The 19232-nt window shown below is 68.0% G+C and carries 15 protein-coding genes and 3 pseudogenes; 7 read left to right on the top strand and 11 right to left on the bottom strand.

All coding sequences use genetic code 11. The annotated features are described in order from the left end of the window. Positions 1 to 83 precede the first annotated feature (83 nt). Entirely contained in the window at positions 84 to 1433 is a 1350-nt protein-coding gene (locus ABD793_RS04590; RefSeq protein ID WP_344855607.1) for an MFS transporter, read from the top strand. A 118-nt stretch (positions 1434 to 1551) separates the two neighbouring features. Then, positions 1552 to 2760, top strand: coding sequence for a TetR/AcrR family transcriptional regulator (locus tag ABD793_RS04595; protein ID WP_344855609.1), 1209 nt, complete (start codon positions 1552 to 1554; stop codon positions 2758 to 2760). Between the two features lie 537 nt (positions 2761 to 3297). Here the strand turns inward: ABD793_RS04595 and ABD793_RS04600 are convergent. The 6 genes and pseudogenes from ABD793_RS04600 to ABD793_RS04620 all read right to left on the bottom strand — a co-directional run bounded on the left by ABD793_RS04600 (position 3298) and on the right by ABD793_RS04620 (position 7343). Beyond that, positions 3298 to 3747 (bottom strand): nucleotidyltransferase domain-containing protein, encoded by a 450-nt coding sequence (locus ABD793_RS04600; RefSeq protein WP_344855610.1) that lies wholly within the window; start codon positions 3745 to 3747, stop codon positions 3298 to 3300. A 350-nt stretch (positions 3748 to 4097) separates the two neighbouring features. Next, the gene (locus ABD793_RS04605) at positions 4098 to 4838 is read right to left on the bottom strand and encodes a hypothetical protein (protein ID WP_344855611.1); all 741 of its coding nucleotides are present in this window, start codon (positions 4836 to 4838) and stop codon (positions 4098 to 4100) included. A gap of 559 nt (positions 4839 to 5397) precedes the next feature. After that, a pseudogene (locus tag ABD793_RS42605) lies at positions 5398 to 5547 on the bottom strand (IS30 family transposase); the annotation flags it as partial. A gap of 324 nt (positions 5548 to 5871) precedes the next feature. Then, positions 5872 to 6354 (bottom strand): flavin reductase family protein, encoded by a 483-nt coding sequence (locus ABD793_RS04610; RefSeq protein WP_344855614.1) that lies wholly within the window; start codon positions 6352 to 6354, stop codon positions 5872 to 5874. Beyond that, on the bottom strand, positions 6351 to 6959 hold the full coding sequence (locus ABD793_RS04615) for a 3,4-dihydroxy-2-butanone-4-phosphate synthase (RefSeq protein ID WP_344855616.1): 609 nt from the start codon (positions 6957 to 6959) through the stop codon (positions 6351 to 6353). The genes ABD793_RS04610 and ABD793_RS04615 overlap by 4 nt, the downstream gene beginning before the upstream one ends. Before the next feature lie 6 nt (positions 6960 to 6965). Further along, positions 6966 to 7343, bottom strand: coding sequence for a nuclear transport factor 2 family protein (locus ABD793_RS04620; protein ID WP_344855618.1), 378 nt, complete (start codon positions 7341 to 7343; stop codon positions 6966 to 6968). Positions 7344 to 7574: 231 nt separating this feature from the next. On the opposite strand from ABD793_RS04620, the pseudogene ABD793_RS04625 reads away from it, so the two are divergent. From ABD793_RS04625 to ABD793_RS04640, 4 genes and pseudogenes are all read left to right on the top strand, one after another. Continuing rightward, a pseudogene (locus ABD793_RS04625) lies at positions 7575 to 7686 on the top strand (helix-turn-helix domain-containing protein); the annotation flags it as partial. Between the two features lie 140 nt (positions 7687 to 7826). Beyond that, positions 7827 to 10148, top strand: a complete 2322-nt coding sequence (locus ABD793_RS04630; RefSeq protein WP_344855790.1) for an ATP-binding protein — start codon at positions 7827 to 7829, stop codon at positions 10146 to 10148. An 82-nt stretch (positions 10149 to 10230) separates the two neighbouring features. Then, positions 10231 to 11409 (top strand): acyl-CoA dehydrogenase family protein, encoded by a 1179-nt coding sequence (locus ABD793_RS04635; protein WP_344855620.1) that lies wholly within the window; start codon positions 10231 to 10233, stop codon positions 11407 to 11409. A gap of 72 nt (positions 11410 to 11481) precedes the next feature. Next, on the top strand, positions 11482 to 13023 hold the full coding sequence (locus tag ABD793_RS04640; protein WP_344855622.1) for an acyl-CoA synthetase: 1542 nt from the start codon (positions 11482 to 11484) through the stop codon (positions 13021 to 13023). A gap of 167 nt (positions 13024 to 13190) precedes the next feature. Here the strand turns inward: ABD793_RS04640 and ABD793_RS04645 are convergent. Both ABD793_RS04645 and ABD793_RS04650 read right to left on the bottom strand, forming a co-directional pair. Beyond that, a pseudogene (locus ABD793_RS04645) lies at positions 13191 to 13966 on the bottom strand (transposase family protein). Positions 13967 to 14111: 145 nt separating this feature from the next. Continuing rightward, positions 14112 to 14360, bottom strand: a complete 249-nt coding sequence (locus tag ABD793_RS04650) for a hypothetical protein (protein WP_344855624.1) — start codon at positions 14358 to 14360, stop codon at positions 14112 to 14114. A 163-nt stretch (positions 14361 to 14523) separates the two neighbouring features. Here ABD793_RS04650 and ABD793_RS04655 point away from each other — a divergent pair, with 163 nt between their 5' ends. Then, positions 14524 to 15423 (top strand): TetR/AcrR family transcriptional regulator, encoded by a 900-nt coding sequence (locus tag ABD793_RS04655; RefSeq protein WP_344855626.1) that lies wholly within the window; start codon positions 14524 to 14526, stop codon positions 15421 to 15423. 269 nt (positions 15424 to 15692) lie between these two features. Here the strand turns inward: ABD793_RS04655 and ABD793_RS04660 are convergent, their stop codons facing one another. The 3 genes from ABD793_RS04660 to ABD793_RS04670 are packed head-to-tail and all read right to left on the bottom strand — an operon-like array spanning position 15693 to position 18928. Next, on the bottom strand, positions 15693 to 16727 hold the full coding sequence (locus ABD793_RS04660; RefSeq protein ID WP_344855627.1) for a YncE family protein: 1035 nt from the start codon (positions 16725 to 16727) through the stop codon (positions 15693 to 15695). A 57-nt stretch (positions 16728 to 16784) separates the two neighbouring features. Continuing rightward, on the bottom strand, positions 16785 to 17483 hold the full coding sequence (locus tag ABD793_RS04665; protein ID WP_344855628.1) for an SDR family oxidoreductase: 699 nt from the start codon (positions 17481 to 17483) through the stop codon (positions 16785 to 16787). Positions 17484 to 17536: 53 nt separating this feature from the next. Further along, the gene (locus tag ABD793_RS04670) at positions 17537 to 18928 is read right to left on the bottom strand and encodes an MFS transporter (protein WP_344855629.1); all 1392 of its coding nucleotides are present in this window, start codon (positions 18926 to 18928) and stop codon (positions 17537 to 17539) included. Between the last annotated feature and the right edge of the window lie 304 nt (positions 18929 to 19232).

Consider the following 19232-nt stretch of genomic DNA (forward strand, 5'->3'; position numbering starts at 1 on the left):
CAGTGGAATCCGGACTGGTACCAGCATAGTAGCGGTGTCTTGCCCAGGCGGCGGAGTTGGACGGCGAAGGTGCTAGGTGGACAATGGAGAGCAACGAACCGGATGGCCCAGGTGTAAGCCAGGCAATGCGCCGCCGCGCGAGCGTGGCAGGTCTGGTCGGCGGCGTGATCGAGTACTACGACTTCAATGCATACGCCTTTTTGGCGGTCGTGATTGCGCCGCAGTTCTTTCCGGCAGATAATTCCACGGCCTCTCTTCTGGCGACGCTTGCGGTGTTCGGTGCCGGCTACCTCGCCAAGCCACTCGGCGGCGCGTTCTTCGGCCGCTTGGGCGACCGGCGTGGCCGTAAGGACGCCATGCTGCTCACGGTCCTGATGATGGGTGTCGCAACGGCGCTGATGGGTCTCTTGCCTGTTTACGAGACAGCCGGATTGCTCTCCCCGGCATTGCTCGTCATCGTCCGTCTCGCGCAGGGCTTTGCGGCCGGCGGCGAGGTCATGGGTGCCGCCACCTACCTCGGGGAAATGGCAGAAGACAACCGGCGCGGACGTATGATCTCCCGGGGTTCCCTGGGTATCGGGATCGGAGCGGCGCTCGCTCCGTTGGTCGTCGGAGTTGTCACGTTACTGGTCGGCGCGGACGCAATGTCGGCCTGGGGATGGCGAATGCCGTTCTTGGCAGCGATCCCGCTGTTCATGTGCTCCCTTGTGCTGCGAATGCGCCTCGAGGACTCGGCTGAGTTCACCGTGCTCGTTAACAGTGATCGAAGACAAAAGACACTTGTGTGGCGAATCTTCACCGAGTTCAGGCGGCCGCTGCTGCAGTCGTTCGTGTTGGCGACCGCAGCGGGTATACCACCGTACTTCGTCATCGTTTACATGAACATATATCTCTCTGAGTCCCTTGGCGTTGAGCGTCAGGCAGTTTACTGGTTGTCAGCTTTCGTCCTGCTGTTTGCGTTACCGGGTTACACCCTCGGCGGCTGGGCCGCGGACCGCTTCGGTGTCGCACGCAGCGTTGCCGGCGCGCTCCTGGCGTGTGGGTTGATCGTTTATCCGGCGATGCTTCTGATGGGCGTTGGGGGCAATATCGCCGTCATGGCACTGATGTATCTCGTCATAGCGGCCCTGAGCAACGTCGTGACTGCCACGATCCAGCCTGTCCTGGTCAATCTGTTCCCCACTGCGGTAAGGTATTCGGGAACTTCTCTCGGCTGGAATTTCGCCGCAGTACTGGTTGCAGGTGCGACGCCGCCGCTGGCTACCTTGCTCAGCCGTGCGACCGGAAGTCCTGCGGCGGCAGCGCTGCTCGTGGTCGCTGCCGCTGTGCTCGGGCTGGCGGTCCTGTTGACGGTCAGGAGCCACCACACACATCATTCGGAACCTGTGCCGGGCCTCGACCCCGGCCGAACGCTGGATGGGAGGGCGAAATAACCACTGGTGCCCGACCACTGGGGCCCGAAGCTGTACGTGGCGACCGCGCGCGGGAAGCCGCACAGGGAAGTCCTTCAGGATTCGGGGAGGGCCACATTACGGCTGCTAGGATCGCGTCGTGTCCACACCGCCAGGTGCGCCGAGGCAGCGACGTAGGCCGCCCGACCGCAAGCAGCAGATACTCCTCGCCGCACGACGTCTTTTCGCCAGGGTCGGCTATCCGGACGTATCGATGGCGAGAATCGCGGAGGAGGTCGGGATCACGGCAGGGGCCTTGTACCGGCACTTCGAGAACAAGTCGACGGTGCTCGAGCGCGTTTTCGAGGAGAGCTTCGCGTGGCTCGACAATCCACTGGGTCCGGGTGAATTCTTCGAGGTGGTCGACGAGGCGATTGGCGTGCTGGTCGACCAGACTTTCGTCGCTCGTCTATGGATCCACGAGCGCCGGTATCTGCCGGTGGACTCGAACACTGCGCTGGCACGCCGTATGGACCGATGGCGCGGATCCTTGCGGTCGGCATTGCAGTCGATGCACCCAGATCTGACTCTCGGACAGATCGACTTGCTCTTGGCCGCCACTCAGTCGGCATTGTTCTATCTGGGCCGTCGCGCGATTCGCGTTCCCCCTGCGGAGCAGGTATCGGCGGTGCGCGCCGCAATCAAAGGCATCGTCACAACAGAACTCGCCGCACCGCGTGCAAGACCGAACGACGAGGCTCGACGACGCATGCCGGTGTCGCTGCGGGAGCGGATCTTGCTCGCTGCGTCGGAGCACTTCGGGCGAGGCGACGGGTACCACGGAACAGCCATGTCGAGCATCGGGATGACGGCCGGGGTAACTGGACCAAGCTTGTATCTACATTTCAAGAACAAGGCAGACGTCTTGCGCGCCGTGCACGAACGAGAGGCGCACGCCTTATGGATAGAGCTCGACGCCGTGCTTGCCACCGTCTCAGATGCAGCGAAAGCCTTGGCGATGGCGCTCGTGTCTTGGGTACGAGTGATCCAGCCCGGGGCGGCCACTCTGGAAGATCCGACAGGTGAGACCTTGGGGTCATTGGGGACATCGATCGCGGCTCAACGCGAGTTCGTAGCGGAGCTCGTGGCTCTCCTCGTGGAAGCGAGGCCCGAGTTGAGCCCCTTGGAGGCGCGTGCTCGGATTCAGATCGGCCTTATCATCGTCGCAGATCTGTTCCGCGACCCCGAAATTTCCACGCAACCGACCCTTCAAGACGATGCGACCGCCCTCGTGCTCGGCGTGGTAGGGGTTCCGGCCCCTCCCAACGGACCGCGCTCGTCCGCGAATCGACCCGACGACTCGAGGTAGCTGGAGCAGTCGCGTGCGGCAGGTGAAGCGCCCTCCCGTGCAGACTTCGTTTCGTGGCAACGATTCCGTGACGTCATGGCCGGCGTCGCAGCACGACCAGCGCCGCCGGCGAGCGAGTCGACCCCTCATCTCGACGCCATGGACGAGCACACCCGTGAGCGGTTGCTTGTCCTGCCCATGCTGGTATGCCGTGCCGACGATCGCCGCCGGGCTGCTGGCAGGCCACACGCCGCGCCAGGAGCGATGATCGACGGCACCGACGAACTGCTCGAACTGTCGCACCCGGGCGCAGACAGCGAACTGGGTCGGCGAGGTCGAAGACGTCGGAGGTGACCCCGGCCTTTCTCGGGGCAAACGCGACGACACCTACCGACGGGCTCAGCGTCCGACGGTCGACCTCGGCTTCCTCACGAGGAGGAATCCAATGCGGGCGCGGCGAACCAATTGGATGGTGTCATGGTTCATGCCAGACGGTAGGGCGCGGGCAATTCGATCTTGAAGCGTCCGCGCAGTCGGCGCATGTCGTCGTGGTCTTTGTCACCTGGCCTCATAGCCCAGGTGACAAAGCACCTGGGTCTCAACGTCCACGCACCGCACTTTCCGTCCCATGATGGTTCCCGCCACGGGAGGCGGGTAATGGAATGCGTCCCCCTCGGGTTGTTGCTGATCCCCTCCGCCATCAAGTGTCGACGTGACGGGATGCAAGTCGATCTCCCGGCCGCTCGGGTCGGCCAGAGCCAGAGCCGTGGGAAGCCAATTCCGCAGCACACGGGAGAAACCGGCGTCCGCGAGCACCGTCCGCACCAGCTCCAGGTCGTCGGCAGAGACCACCAGATCGAGATCCGAGTGCTCGCGGCCGACCCCGCCGATCAGGGCATCCACCCCCCAACCTCCGTCGACCCAGGAACGCACGCCGGCCGAGTCACGGAGCACCAAGATCTCGATCACATCGTCTGCAGCCATCATCAGCACACTCTTGCAGAGCACGCGAACGCCACCCCCACCCGTCGGCACGCAACGCTGTCGGTAAGGCCCGGCAAAACCGTAGTGCGCCGGGCGGCGGCCGGGATGAGGACACCTGCCATCCCGTCGCGGCGCGGCTGCATCGGCCTCCCGCACTCACACGGGCTATCGCGGAAACGTCACCCTCGCTCGTGCAGGGGATGACACTTGTTGACCTACGAGTCTAGGTGGGGGTGCTTCACTGTGCTTGTGGATGGCACGCAGCTCCGCTCGGCGACGGGGGCGGGCGCCGGGCGTGATCTGGTTGCGTCGGCGGTGAGCGCGACGGTGGGTGCGTGCTTGGGCTCCGGATCCGTGCGGACCAGCCCACGTCGTCATGGCGGTGGGAGGACATCCGCGACGTCGGCGACCTGCTTGAGGAATGCGTCGGAGGGGCGGCCCTTGATCGGGTCCGTTTCGGCGATGACGGCCAGCTTGCCGTCCAGCCGCGACCGGTAGTGCTTTCCGGTGAAACGAAAGCCGCCTGCTTCGAGAACCGCCGTTCCGAACGGGGTGACGTCACCGGATCCGTACGTGTCTTCCAGCCTGCGGAGCTGTGCGGCCGATTCGGCCGACGGCATCTTCACCCACGTGACCGATCCGGCGATCGTGTTTCCGTTCCTGTCCTGCACGACGAAAAGCAGTTGGTCCAGCTTCTGGCACGGGTGGCGCAGGAAGTACTGCTGAACCTGGCCGAACGACTGGACGGCGCAGCGCAGGTCCTTCTTGATCTCCTTCCCGACCTCCTTGAGGGCCAGCCGTCGCCATGCCTTGGCGCGATCGCCGTTCCGTGCGGCCTTCTTGCTGTTGGCGGTGTCCGCGTCGGACACGCTCTTGGTCGTCGCAGTGTCGAGGCCGGCGCCGGCCGAGGTGACTACGTCTCCGCCGCTTGCCGCCGCCACCACTGTCGCCAGGACTGCCGCGGTGAAAACGCCGCCTGTCTTGATCCATTTGCCGTCGGGACCTCTGGGCTGGTTCGGGTCGAAAGGCACGCGCTGCGCTCCTGAGTCGATTCGGACGACGGCTCGACTTTGCCGGAACAGGAGACGGCTGAAAACTACGAGAACGAGAATCACCTGATCGTCTCAACGCCCGCAGTCCCGCCGTGGCGCGTTTGTATACCCTGCGGGATCGACATCGCTTCAACACACAGGGCCCCTTCGCGTCACCGGCCCGGTGTTTTCGTCGGCGTCTGCAGATGGTGGAGGTCGAGGGCCAGGTGAAGGAGGTGGTACGAGCAGGTCAAGGAGGTGGCAGGCCTGAGCTGGTTGGCGGGGGAGCGCCCCACTGGGCGCGAATGGCGCGTCGCGACAAGTGACATGGCGAGTGGGAAGCCGACGGCCTTTGAGGCGCACGTAATTGACGAACGGCTACCCGACCAGATGTGCGCGGCGAGTTCCTTCAAGAGGTAAGGCCGGTGTCGTCTCCTGCGGAAACCAATGCGGTCCCAGCGGGGTGGCCGCTTGACGTGCCGGGACGCGACCGGTTCGCAACTCGCCGTGAGTTCGTCAGCCGGCGGCGATCCTGTGCAGGTGCGATACGCCAGCTCAGTCTTGAGCGTCGAGAAGAAGTTCTCCATCAACCGACCGTCCCGAGACCACACCGCGTACTCCAGGGCGGCGAGCGCGAGCATCGTGAAACGAGTGGTGTGTCATCATCGGGGAAGTCGAACGGGAACCGGCGGGCGGCTTGTTCCGGACTCCATGCGATGGCCCACCGTCGGTCCTGGACGTGGCCCCGTAGCGGCTCGCCAGCGGCGAGTTTGGCGTGTTTCGGGCGGCGTGCCAGTGCGCGCCGGAAACGCTGCTGCTCGTCACGTCGGTTGATCGGCGGCCCCGCACTCCACACTTGCGATGCAGTCGCGACTGACAGCGGCCAGTTGGGAGCAGCGAACGTTCGGTGCGTATGTTGCGGAGCACTTGGTGCCGCGCCGCACGGACTTCCGGGACCGCGCAACCAAATGAGACACGTTCGTACCGCGCGATGTCAAACAGCCAGAGGATGCGACACCTCGAATTTGGCATCAGACCACCTGTGCGAATGCGGATAATCCGGTCGAGGGCGCCTCGAGGAGAAGTCGGAAAGCCCCGGACGAGTCGCGCGGGGAGATCAACCGGTGGCGTTGAGGACCGTGCCGTCGTGGAATCTGCTGCGGTGGAACACCAGCGGGACGGTGTCGCGCCCGATGTCCAGTTGCCGCACCCGGCCTACCACGATCGTGTGGTCTCCTCCTGGATACTCGCCGGCGATCTCGCAATCGACGTAGGCGTGGACGCCGTCCAGGAGCAGCCCGCCGTGCGGACCGCGCTGGTACCCGATCCCGCGGTAGCGGTTGCCCGGCCCGGCGAATTGCCGGGCGATCGGCTCCTGCCCGGCGGCGAGCACATTCGCGCAGAACTGCCCGGAGTCCCGGATCCGCGGCCACGTGGTGGACTCGTTGCCCGCGCAGAAGAGCACGAGCGGCGGGTCCAGCGAAACCGACGTGAACGAGCTGACCACCATCCCGACCGGTCCGGGTGCGGTGACCACGACGACGCCGGTGGTGAACCGGCTCAGCGTCGTGCGGAAGGCGGCTGCGTCGAACGCGGTCACCCTGCTCTCCTTTCCTGTGCTGCCATGGGGTACAGATCCGCGACGGCAATTGCCGCCAGCCCGAGCTCGCGGGCGAAGTCCAGTGCCTCGGCGGGTCCGGCCATGCCGGACGGGTCGAGACGGGAGACCAGTCCGCACAGGACTGCTGCGGGTTCGAGGCCGGCGAGCCGGGCAAGCTCGACGCCTGCTTCGGCGGCGCCCGGCTGGTCGGCGGCGCCGTCGGTGGGCCACGCGCGCACCGGCACGATGTGTCCGGGACGGCGCAGCTGCCCGGGTTCGGTGGCGGGATCGGCGAGCAGCCGGACGGTGCGGCAGCGGTCAGCCGCCGAGATCCCGGTGCTCACCCCGGCGGCAGCGTCGACGGCGACCGCCTGCGCACACCGGTAGGGCCCGCGAGCGGTGACCGGCGGCAGGTCCAGCCGGTCGCATGCGAGGCCGGTCAACGCCACCCGGACGAAGCCGGAGCCGTGCCGGACGAGGAAGGCCAGCGAGTCCGTGGTCGCCAGTGCCGCAGCGACCACGAGCTCGGCGGTACCCTGCTCGTCGAGAAGGACGGCCGGGCGACCGGCGGCCAGCGCGGCGGTCGCCCGGGTGCGGAGGACCATCACGGATCAGCCGTAGTCGTGGTACTCGACGATGAGGCCGTCGCGGACGGTGTACCGGCTGCACAGGTCGATCCGCGCCGCCTCGCCGGCAGTGGCGAAGCCCGGCACGTCGGCTTCGGCGGTGCCCGCCCAGGTGTGTTCCACGACCACCGTGTCGCCGTCGGTGTAGCAGGCGCGACGGTTCTCGAAGTGCTTGTCCGGGAATGCTGCCTCGAAGCCCTTGATGACGTCGCCGAAGGCGTTCCGGTCGTTCAGCTCGACGCCGCGGTTGTGGTGCTCGACGTGGACGTCTTCGGCGCAGAGCGCGAGAAGACGGTCCCGGTCGCCGGAGTTGTACGCCTCGATGAAGCGCTCGGCGACGACTGCCGGTTCCTGACTGTTCATGGTTCGTCCTTCCGGATCGGGTGCTTGCGCCGAGGTTTCCGGAACTGGGGCGGGCGCGGGACCGGGATCGCCCGTGATCCGCTACGTGCCCGGCCCGACGTCCTGACCTGGGCGGAAACGCGCGCCGCCCGCCCATGGGGGTCAATCCCGGCCGTCCTTGACACGTAGTCGGGGCTGCTCGCATAGTGGGCACGCGTCACCGCGCTGACGCCTCGACGAGGAGGCATGTGGATGAACGTGCAGGACTGGCGCGAAATCCGGCAGTTGCACACCGAGGGCATGCCGATCAAGGCGATCGCCCGGCATCGCGGCATTTCCCGCAACACGGTGCGCCGGGCGCTGCAGCTCGGCGAGCCGCCGGAGCCGCCGCGCGCCCGGGGGTCCGTGGCCGACGCCCACGAACCGGCGATCCAGGCGCTGCTGGCCGAGGACCCGGCGGTCACGGTGGCCGCGATCGCCGAGCGGATCGGCTGGGAGCACTCGATGACGGTGCTGAAGGACCGGGTGCGCGTCCTGCGCGGGGACCACCCGCGTCCGGCTGCCGCGCCGGCACCGCGCGCCGAACTTCCCTCGCAGCTGACCGAATTCGTCGGCCGGGCGGCGGAACTGGCGGCGATCCGCCAAGTGCTCGGCTCGGCCCGGCTGGTGACGCTGCTCGGGCCCGGCGGGGTCGGCAAGACCCGGCTCGCGGTGCAGGCCGCGGCGAAGGTGCGCCGTGCGTTCGCCGACGGCGTGCGGTGGGTGGAGCTGGGGGCGCTGCGGGATCCTGCGCTGCTGGCGCAGACCCTGGTCGACGCGCTGGGCATCCGGGACCGGACAGCCGGCCCGCAGCAGCTGCTCGCGGACCACCTGCGAAACCGGCAGGTACTGCTCGTGCTCGACAACTGCGAGCACCTGCTGGCCGCGTGCGCCGAGCTGGCCAGCGCGCTCCTGCACAGCGCCCCGGAACTCAGAATCGTCGCCACCAGCCGCGAAGCACTGGCGCTTCCCGGCGAGCACACGGTCGCCGTCGCTCCGCTGCCGGTCCCGGAAACCGACGAGCGCGGGGACAGCGCGGTCACCCTCTTCGCCGCTCGGGCGCGCGACATCCTGCCGGAGTTCTCCCTGACGGACGGGAATCTCGAGCTCGTCCGCCGGATCTGCGTCCAGCTCGACGGCCTGCCGCTGGCGATCGAGCTGGCGTGCGCGCGGCTGCGGGTGCTGTCCCCGGCGGAGCTGGCCGACCGGCTCGGGCGGCGGATGCGGCTGCTGACCGGCGGGAACCGGGCGGCCCCGGAACGGCACCGGAGCCTGCAGGCCACCGTGGACTGGAGTTTCGAGCTCTGCGACCCGGTCGAACGCCGGCTGTGGACCCGCACCTCGGTCTTCGCCGGGAGCTTCTCGCTGAAGGCCGCCGAGGAGGTCTGCCAGGACGACGCGCTCGGGTCGGACGAGATCGTCGACGGGATCGACGGCCTCGTGGGGAAATCCTTGCTGCTGCGGGAGGAACACGACGGACAGGTCCGGTTCCGGATGCTGGAGACGCTGCGCGAGTACGGCCAGGCGAAGCTCACCGAGGCGCACGTCGCCGGCCTGCGCGACCGCCACCACGCCTATTACGCGCGGATGATCCGCGACGTCACCGCGCAATGGTTCGGCCCGCGGCAGCACCAATGGTGCGTCGAGCTGCGGCTGGAACACGCCAATCTGCGCGCGGCCTTCGAAACCGCAGTGGCCAGGGCCGGCGACGGGACGCGGCTGATCGGTGCACCGTGGTTCCTCTGGGCGGCCGGGTTTTCCTTCAGCGAACATCGCTACTGGCTCGAACGCGCGTTGCACGTCGAGACGGAGCCGACGCCGGACCGGGCGCGGGCGCTGGCCACGCTCGGGCTGGTCGCGGCACTGCAGGGGGACCGGGCCGCGGCGAGCCGAGCGCTGGCGGAAGGAACCGATGCGGCGGAGTCGGCGGGCGATGCGTTCGGGCTGGCCTACAACTGGCACGAACAGGGACTGGTCGCGTTCTTCGGCGGCGATTTCGAGAGCTCGGAACGGATTCTGCTCGAAGCGCTCGACCGGTACCGCGGCACCGAAGCGCCGCCGGACCTGATCGGTTCGCTGCGGGTCCACCTCGGCCTGCTCTACATCTTCGCCGGCGACACTCACGAAGCGTTGCGGCACTTCGAACAACTGCGCCCGCAGTGCGAGGAACACGGCGAGCGCTGGATGCTCTCCTACGCCGTCTACGGACTGGGCCTGACCGCGCTGATGTGCGGGGAACACGACCAGGCGGCCGGGCACGCTCTCGAGAGCCTCCGGATGAAGCAGCCCTTCGACGATGCCATCGGCCTGTCGCTGGCCACCGACCTGCTCGCGTGGAGCGAGGCCGCGCGCGGCGAAGCCGAGCGGGCGGCAGTGCTGCTGGGCGCCGCCGAGACGCTGTGGGCGTCGGTCGGCATGCAGCTCTACGGCTCTTCGCACTGGCTCGAACAGCGCACTCGGTTCGAGCGCCAGGCCCGCGACCGCCTGGGGGACAACGGATACGATGCCGCGTTCCGGCGCGGGCAGGAAATGCCGCGCCGGGAGGTGCTCGACTTCGCGCTCGGTGTGCGCGCGGGGGTCAACCGGGCCCGCCCGTGCGAGACCGGGCTGTCGCGGCGAGAGGCGGAGGTCGCGGAACTCGTCGCGGACGGGCTCACCAACCGCGAGATCGCGCAGAAGCTGGTCATCTCCCATCGCACGGTGGAGGGCCACGTCGAGCACATCTTGGACAAGCTCGGGCTGTCGCGGCGCGCGCAGGTCGCGCAGTGGCGGAATGCGGGTGGCTGACCACGTGGTGGCCCGGATGTGCGGCCCGGGTCCCCGGCGGCACGGTGGAGGGACCACAGTGCAGTCAGAGAGGACCAAGCACATGACCGGAATCCTCGCCCGCCCGGCCGCGGACGCCCTGGCACGGGCGAAGGCCGTCGCGCCGCTGATCGAGAGCGAAGCCGACACCATCGAGCGCGACACCACGATCACCCGTCCCGTCGTCGACGCGCTGATCGAGGCGCGGCTGTTCTGGCTCATGGTGCCGGAGGAATACGGCGGCCTCGGGCTCGGCATGGTCGACTCGCTGAAGGTCGTCGAGGAGATCTCGCGGGCCGACGGGTCCACCGGCTGGGCGCTGATGGCCAACGCGTTCAGCACCGGCATCGCGGTGGGCTTCTTCAGCGAGGAGGGCGCGCGGGAGATCTTCGACCAGCCGACGCCGGGCATCACCGCGGGCATGATCCTGCCGACCGGCAAAGGGGTCCGGGTCGACGGCGGCTACCGCGTGACCGCGCGCTACCAGTTCGCCAGCGGTTCGGCGCACGCCAGCTGGATCGGGGCCGGCTTCACGGTGTACGGCGACGACGGCCAGCCGCTGGTGTCCGAGACCGGCGACCCGGTGTGCCGGGTTGCGTTCGTCCCGCGCGAAAAGGTCGAGTTCCTGGGCAACTGGGACGTGATGGGCCTGGTCGGCACGGGCAGCTACGATTATGCGGTCACCGACGTGTTCGTCCCCGAGAAGCACACCATGGACACCTTCTCCACCATCCCGGTGCGGTCCGAACCGGTCTACCGGCTGGGGCTGCTGGGCATCGGCGTCGGCGGGCACTGCGCGGTCGCGCTCGGGCTCGCGACCCGCGCGCTGCAGGAGATCGTGACGGTTTCCTCGGCGAAGGCCCGTCCCGGGTACGAGGGCTTCGTGGGGGATTCGGCGCTGTTCCGTCGCGAGTTCGCCAAGTACGAAGCGTTGCTGCAGGCCGCGCGGGCCTACGTCTACCAGATCCACGGCGAAGCGGAAGAGACGGCTGCCGCGGGCGAGGAGATCACCGCAGAACAGCGGGCCCGGATGCGGCAGGTCACCACCTGGGTCCAGGAGGTCGCGAGCGAGGTCGTCGGTTTCGCGCACCGGTGGGGCGGCAGTCAGTCCATCCGCAACCCCAGCGCGCTCGGCCGCTGCACGCGCGACGCCGCGGTGGCGACCCAGCACCTGCTGGTCGACCCGATGACGCTGGTGGAGGCCGCGCAGGACATCTTGCCCGGTTACCTGCGGACTGCCTGAACTTCCGCGCGGGCGGTCTCCGCGACACCGGCCGCCCGCGCGGATTCCACCTGAACGACAGGGAGATCTCTGGTGACCGTCGACCAGGCCCGCGCGCACAGTCTCGCCGACATCCCGCGCCGTTCGGCCGCTCGCTTCCCGGACAAGACCGCGCTGGTGCATCGCGACGTCCGGCTCACCTTCGCCGAGTTCGACGCGGTGGTGGACCGGGTCGCCGGCGCTCTGCAGGCGGCGGGACTCCGGCCGGGAGACCGGCTCGCGGTGCTGTCGCACAACTGCTGGCAGTTCCCGGTGCTCAATTTCGCCACCGCGCGGATCGGGGTGGTCTTCGTGCCGGTCAACTTCATGCTCACCGGCGGCGAGATCGGCTACCTGCTGCGTGATTGCGCCGCCGACGCCTTCGTCGTCGAGGATGCATTGCTGCCGGTGGCCGAGAAAGCCCTGGCGGAGCACGAGGTCCGGGTCCGCGCGGTCCTCGGCGACCGGGTTCCGCCCGGCTGGACGGATTTCGCGGAATGGTCCGAAAAGACCATCCGGCCGCTGCCCGTGCACGTCGGCGACGACGAAGTCATCCGCATCATGTACACCTCCGGCACCGAGTCGCGGCCCAAGGGGGCGATGCTCACCAGCCGGTCGCTGATGTGGCAGTACACCAGCTGCATAGTCACCGGCGGCATGGCGGCCGCGGACGTCGAGCTGCACGCGATGCCGCTCTACCATTGCGCGCAGCTGGACAACTTCCTGAGCACCGACCTGTACCTCGGCGCTACGAGCATCATCCTCGACCGCCCCGATCCCGCCGCCATGCTGCGCGCGATCGAGGAGGAGCGGGTGACGAACCTGTTCGTGCCGCCGACCGTGTGGATCTCGCTGCTGGCCGAACTCGGCTCCACCGACGTCAGCTCCCTGCGGAAAGGCTATTACGGCGCTTCGGCGTTACCGGTGGAAGTGCTGCGGGAGATGAAGAAACGCCTGCCGGACATGCGGTTCTGGAACTTCTACGGGCAGACCGAGATGGCATCGCTGGCCACCGCACTCGGCCCGGAGGACCAGGAATCGCGCCCTGGTTCGGCCGGGCGCGCCGCGCTGAACGTCGAAACACAGGTCGTCGACGAGCGCGACCGCCCGCTGCCGGCCGGCCAGGTGGGGGAGATCGTGCATCGCAGTCCCCACGCGACAGTGGGCTACCTCGGGAAACCGGAGCACACGGCGGAAGCGTTCCGCGGCGGCTGGTTCCACTCCGGCGACCTCGGCTACTTCGACGACGACGGCTACCTCTGGGTCGTGGACCGCAAGAAGGACATGATCAAGACGGGTGGGGAGAACGTCGCCAGCCGCGAGGTCGAGGAAGCACTGTACACAGTAGACGGTGTCGCGGAAGCCGCCGTGGTCGGCGTCCCGCACCCCCGGTGGATCGAAGCGGTGACCGCAGTCGTGGTCGCCGAGCGGGGGAGCGGGCTCACCGAACGGGACGTGCTCGACGGCTGCCGCCGGGCGCTGGCGGGGTTCAAGGTCCCCAAGTCCGTGGTGTTCGCCGACTCGCTGCCCAAGAACCCCAGCGGCAAGATCCTCAAGCGCGCGCTGCGGGAACGGCTGTCCTCCAAAGCGGACTAGGGTGTGTCCGGTAAGTGATTGAGCCGTTGTTGAAAGCCGTTTCAACCCGCTTGGACAGTTCCCCGACCTGGCCGCCCAACGTGCCGCCTATTACCAGGCCTCACCGTCGCCGCCATCTAAGGGATGTCTCGTAACTGGTGTTGTGGTTGGCGGTTCTGGTGTTGTGGTCAGCCGAGGAGGTGGATGTTGTGCAGGTGCGCGATTCCGGACACGGTGTCGGCGGGTGTGCCGGCGGCGCGGCGATGGCCGCGCAGGATTTTCCAGCACTTCATCCGTGTCAGTGCGTGCTCAGCCCGGGTTCGGACCTTGCGGTGCACGGAGTTGAGTTCCTCTTTTCATTCCGGCAGTTCGCTGCCGTCGCTTGGCGTGCGGTACGGCATGATCACCTCCGGGTTACCCCGGCAGCCACCGTCGGCCATCACCGGCCGGTCGGCGATCGTCTCGGCGATGCCGGAATCGCGGTACGCGGTGCAGCCGCCCGCGGTTGCCTGGTTGCGGGTCACCGGTGGCGATCACCAGCCGGGTGTCCACGTCGATAGCGACCTGCACATTGGCCCAGTACCGGTAGTTCTTCTACGACGCGGCCAGGCGGTGATCGCGGGTCGGGACCAGGGTCCCGTCCACGATCGTCACCGCGTCCACCCGCCGTTTCCGGACTGGCGCGAGCGCGAGCAACGGGCCGATCGTGTCGCTTCCCCCGGTGCGCAGCGGAGTGCAACACCCCGAACAACGGCCCGATCTGGCGCATCGTCTGGTTCGTTCGCGTCGCCACCAGCAGCACCCGATCGGCCAGGTCAAGCCGCCACTGCAGACCCGGACGACCGTCCGCGATTTCCTCGCCGCCACGCCTGGCCACGACACGCACCAGCTTCCGGAACTGCTCCGGTTCCAGCCCCGTGAACGGGACAATCCGCTCCGGGCGCGCCGCCGAGATCGCCTGCACCATACCATGATCAACTACCGGCGAGCCCAGCCCACAACCGGGTTACGAGACATCCCTCAGGCCCGGCGCAGCGCCCGGCAAGGACAGCATTCGACTCGTGTTCCTGAGTCCCGGTCCGGTTCTGAGTTTCGACTACAGTCTTCGGCTATCGGAGCTCGACGGGAATGCAGCCGGCGCGGGTCGGCTCGCCACGGGCGAAGCCGTCCGCGCCGAGGAACTGCCCAGTAGGGCCGTCCGGCCCCAGGGTTGCGATCTTCGCACCGGCGGCGGGCTGAGGCCGGCCGAAGCCGCCCACCATGTCGGTCCCTGTCAGGCCGGGCTGACGCAGTTGACCCGCACGTAACTCGTCGTCGACGTCGGCGGACTTCCCCGGGGAGCCGATGCTGCGGTTCATGCGCACCACTCCACGTTGGTGGCGGCCTCGACCTGCTGCATGACAGCGACCGAGTGTGTGCAGCCGCCGGGACTGGTGCTGCGCGTGGTTTCGAGCCACCAGCTCACCGACGACGGCCTGCATTCGGCCCGATCACGATCGCGGGACGGCCCGGTCGTAGAAGGTGAGCAGACTCGCCGGGCACGTGCGCAGGAGCATCCCGCGGCGCCGCGAGTGGCGGCCGGTGCGCCGGGTCCGCACGGCGCGGCGATGGCCGGACGACAGCGTTCCTCGTCAGTTGGCGCCGGCACGTCGGCCGGAGCAGCAAAGTGGCCGCTTTTCTGCGGAGTGCTGGGGTAACGGACTTTCCATCGAGGCGTGCACGCTCCTGATATCCAGGCGAACCCGGTGGAAATCCGATACCGTGACGATAATCCAACCCACAATGTCTCGGTACGATCTGCGGATGAGCGATCAGCGACCACGGACCGGGCGGCCTCGCAGCGAGCAAGCGCGAACAGCGGTCCTGCACGCAGTCGACGACCTGCTCGTCGAGGTCGGCTACGCGGCGTTGACGATGAAAGGTATCGCCGAACGGGCCGGCGTCGGTCGCCAAACCGTCTACCGGTGGTGGTCGACCAAAGCGGAGATCCTGTTCGAGGCAGCCATCACCGATGCTGTCAAAGAGCTCATCAAACAACCTCAGCCGACCACGCTCGAAGACGTGAACACCTACCTCGAAGCCGTCGAGAGCTTCTTGACGGCTTCCCCTGCGGGCGCCGCCTACCGTGCGCTTCTGGGCGAAGCACAGCACGACCCTGCCGTCGCACAACTCGTCGGGTCGGCCGCGCTGTTCGACGGACCTGCCCGTGCGGTGCTGAGCCGCGGGATCAGCCGGGGTGACATTCCGCCGACAACGCCCCTTGATGCGGCGATGGCGGTGCTGACCGGACCTGCCTTCTACCTGGCGGTGACCGGAACAGACAAGCTGGGCGTTCCGGTTCATGCACTGGCTTCGGCGTTGCTCGCCGCCATCCGCGAGCTGTCGCCCGCCGCGTCCATCGAGGAATCCCAGCTGCGGTAGACGGTGGACGGGCGGGTGGCGCATCGCACCGTCGCAGGCGGCGCGGTGAGCCGGCAGGGTGACGACACTCACGGCCCGGTGCCACCGCGGGCAAGTGCATGCCGTAGGGGTGCAGGCGTGCCGCTCCGGCGAAGCTTCTGACAAGAAAGGACCGTGTCCTTCCCCGGCTGCGCGGAAGAAGGACACGGTCCCGATTCGGCTCGGCTCGACGCACTGGGGCCAACCGGCGCGAGACCAGGTTCGGCAAGCAGGTACCGGTACGTGAACGGTCAGGCGGGAGGAATGATCGCGAGACCGTGGGCCCCCGTCACGTCCTTGATCGTCGATACGACCCGGAGGGTCGAAAGATCGACCACGGTCACGAGTCCGCCCGCGCAGTCCGCGACGAAGGCCAGCTTTCCATCGGCGGAAGACCTGATCGTCAGGATGGTCGCGCCGACGGGGACTTCACCGAGCGGCTCCAGGGTCGTGGCCGACCAGATCTTGAGCATGCCGGCGACCGGGTCACCGAGGCCGGTGGCGACCCGCAGCTCGGCGGCGAGCAGCAACCCGGAGGAGGTCACGTGCACCGCGCCGGGTGCGTGCGCCATCTCGATCAGATCCACCACTTCATCGGAGCCGCAGTCGATCACACGCACGCCCACCGGCTCCGTGACCGGACTCCCGGGCAGCCGGCACGGGCCGGCCACGAACGCACGGCCGTCGCCGCCGACGGTGATGCCTTCGGCACCGCCCGGCACCTCGACTCGCGCGACGAGCCGTTCGGTCTCCAGGTCGAGAACCGACACGTACGGTGTCTCTTTGTTGGCCGTGTAGGCGCGCGAACCGTCCGGCGAAGTGGCGAACCAGTGCGCCGCACGCGCGTCGGCGTCGATTCGGGCAATCTGGGCACCCGTGCCCGGGTCGACGGCGATCAGCGCACCGGAGCGGCTGGCGTCGTCCGCCTCCACCGCTACCCAAAGGCGGTCTCGCGCCGTGTCGAACCACAGGTCGTGCGGTGCGCGCGCGGCAGTGGCGTCGGCGCCGATGTCGAACACCTCGGCCACGGCGGCGTTGTCGATGTCGACGACGCTGATGCGATGGTCGCGCGCCTCGTGGCTGAGGTACCAGCCGTTGACGTAGGTGTGGGCCACGTAGAGCCGGCGACGCCCCGGGTCATACGCCACCTCGTGCGGGCCGCCGGGTACGCCGGAGAGATCGACGATGACCGGGTCACCGGTCGTGGCGCCGTCCGGTTCCAGGATGTGCAGGCTCAGCTGCTTCTCCGGGATGTGGCCGACAGCGAGCGTCGGCTTCGCGCTCATGGGTGCTCCTTCGACAAGGTCGGTTGTGGGAGGCCGGCCAGAACAATTGCGGGCCTGCTACCAGGGCACGACCTTGCCCTGGTAGTCCAAGAACTGGAGGCCCGGTTCCCCGGCGTGCCCTTCGATCGTGTCCACGACACCGGGAATGCTCTCGTCGATCTCCAGCACCGCGCCCGGGCCGCCCAGTCCGGTACGGACCCAGCCGGGGTTGATCAGCAGCAAGGCCCGCTTGTCCTCGGCGTGCCGAGCGGCGTAGCTGCGCACGAGCTGGTTGAGAGCCGACTTGCTGGCGCGGTAGACCTCGTGGCCGCCGTTGGTGTTGAGGGTGAGGCTCCCCTGCCGGGACGACATGATGCCGATGGTGCCGGCCGGCGCGACCAGTGGTTCCAGCATCTCGATCACGCGCAGGGGACTGAGTGCGTTGGTGACCATCACCTCGACGAACGACTCGGTGGTGACATCGGTGACCGGGACGTTGGCGTGGGCGATCCCCGCGTTGACGAACAGCAGATCCAGCACGCGTCCGGCCAGTCGTTCACGCAGCTCGCCTATGTGGCCCGTCTCGGTGATGTCGACCTTCTCGATCTCGAGCCGGCCTTCGGAGACTTCGGCGAGAGCGTGCAGGCCGGTGCGGTCATCGCCGCGGACGGTGCCGATCACGCGCCATCCGCGGCGCAGGAGCTCCGCCGCGAGTGCCAGTCCGAGCGTGCGGGACGCACCGATGACGAGTGCGGTTCGATCGTTGGTGCTGCTCATGGTTCCTGTTCCTGTTCGCGCTGATTAATTTCGAGTCACTGTGTATCGAAATATTACCAGTATCGATACACGGTGTCCAGAATCGAGGGGTTGGCCGCAAGCAGCCCGACAGTGTCAGGCACCGCTTCGGGTATGTCCCCCGCCGACGTGCAGGATCTGGCCGGTGACGAAACCCGCCTGGCCGGACACCAGGTAGCCGAGCAGGTCGGCCATGTCCACGAAGCCTTCGGTCTTGACCACGGTCGGCGCGATCGAAGTGATCGTGATGCCGCGGCTGCCGAGCTCGTTGGCCGCGGTCGCCTGTTGAGCCGGCCGGCGACACCGGCGGGGTCGCGAAGGTCGACGACGACGTTCGCCGCACGGACGGCCTGGGTCTTCGCCGCTCCGGCGAACCACAGACGGGCCGGACGCCGCGCCGGCGCGCAGCACTCGTCGGCCGCGAGAAGCAGCCCGTTCAGGGCGAACACCGCGGAAAGGGCCGTCAGTGCGACCGCTGCACCGATCAGCGGACCGGCGACCCGGCCCACGTTGGCACCTGCCCGAAGAAAGTCGTGAGCACGGGGCAGGTCCTCGTCGCGAGGCACCGCACCGACGAGGGTTGCGACGGTCGGGTGAAAGGCGGACTCGAACACGCCGGCGGCCAGGAAAACCACGATCGCGACGGTCGGAGCCGTGACCGCGGCGAGGGTCCCGCAGCTGAGCGTCGCACCGGTCAGCGGCACCGGCAGTGTGCGCCGCCGACCGAACCCGACTGCCAGTCCGCCACCGGCCAGCCCTCCGAGGAACTCGCCAGCCGCTTGGGCGATGAACAGCGTGCCGGCCGCTTCCGGCGTCCGGGCCGCCACCAGACTGGCGAGCACCCGAGTCGGATTACGGACCATAATATCTCGATATCGACTATATTTCGAGGCATAATGTCTCGATACGACGTCGAAAGAGTGCTCGCCGGAGACCCGGCGCTCAGCCCGGAGTTTCTGGCGCCGAGGAAGGCACGCCACTACGACCGCCGCGATGATTGCCACCCCTGCGATGGCGACGAACACGCCATGCGCCGCCTCGGCGAGCAACGCCGACTCGGGGTGTTCGTCCGAAGCCGGACCGAGCCGGGTGTTGGCGATCGCGCCGAACAGGGCGACACCGGCCGAGCTGCCGATGGAGCGCAGGAAGAGGTTGTTGGCGGTGACCACGCCGCGGTCGTTCCAGCCGACGCTCGACTGCGCGCCGACCAGCGTCGGGTTCGTGGTGGTATCCATGCCCAGGCCGATGACGAAGCAGGACGCGGTCACCTGCAGCACTCTGGAGTGCTCGTCGAGCGGCAGCGGGGTCAGCGATCCGATCACCACCAAGGTGATCCCGATCGCCGCGCACCCGCGAAAACCGATGCGCAGGTAGCTCCGCCCGGCCAGGGAGGTCGCGAGCGGCCAGTCGACCAGCAACCCGGCCACGACGACCCGCCTACCCGCGTATGGGCGCCGATCGCCTCCTGGGCGAACTCCGGAATGTAGGAACTCAAGCCGATCAGGTCAGGACCGCCCCGGCGCACGCGGAAACGGTGCCGCTGGCGACGAGCAGCCTCCGCCGGAACACCCACAACGGCAGCACCGGTTCGGCCAACGACGTTCCACGAGCACGAACCCCACCAGCAGCACCGTTCCGGCCGCGAAGACCGCGACGCCGACACGCCTGAGCGCCTTGTGGCACGACCAGCGTCAGCCCGGCCGTCAGCAATGTCGCGCTCCGGTAGTCAAT

This window comes from Amycolatopsis ultiminotia, assembly GCF_039536925.1.
GTDB lineage: Bacteria > Actinomycetota > Actinomycetes > Mycobacteriales > Pseudonocardiaceae > Amycolatopsis > Amycolatopsis ultiminotia.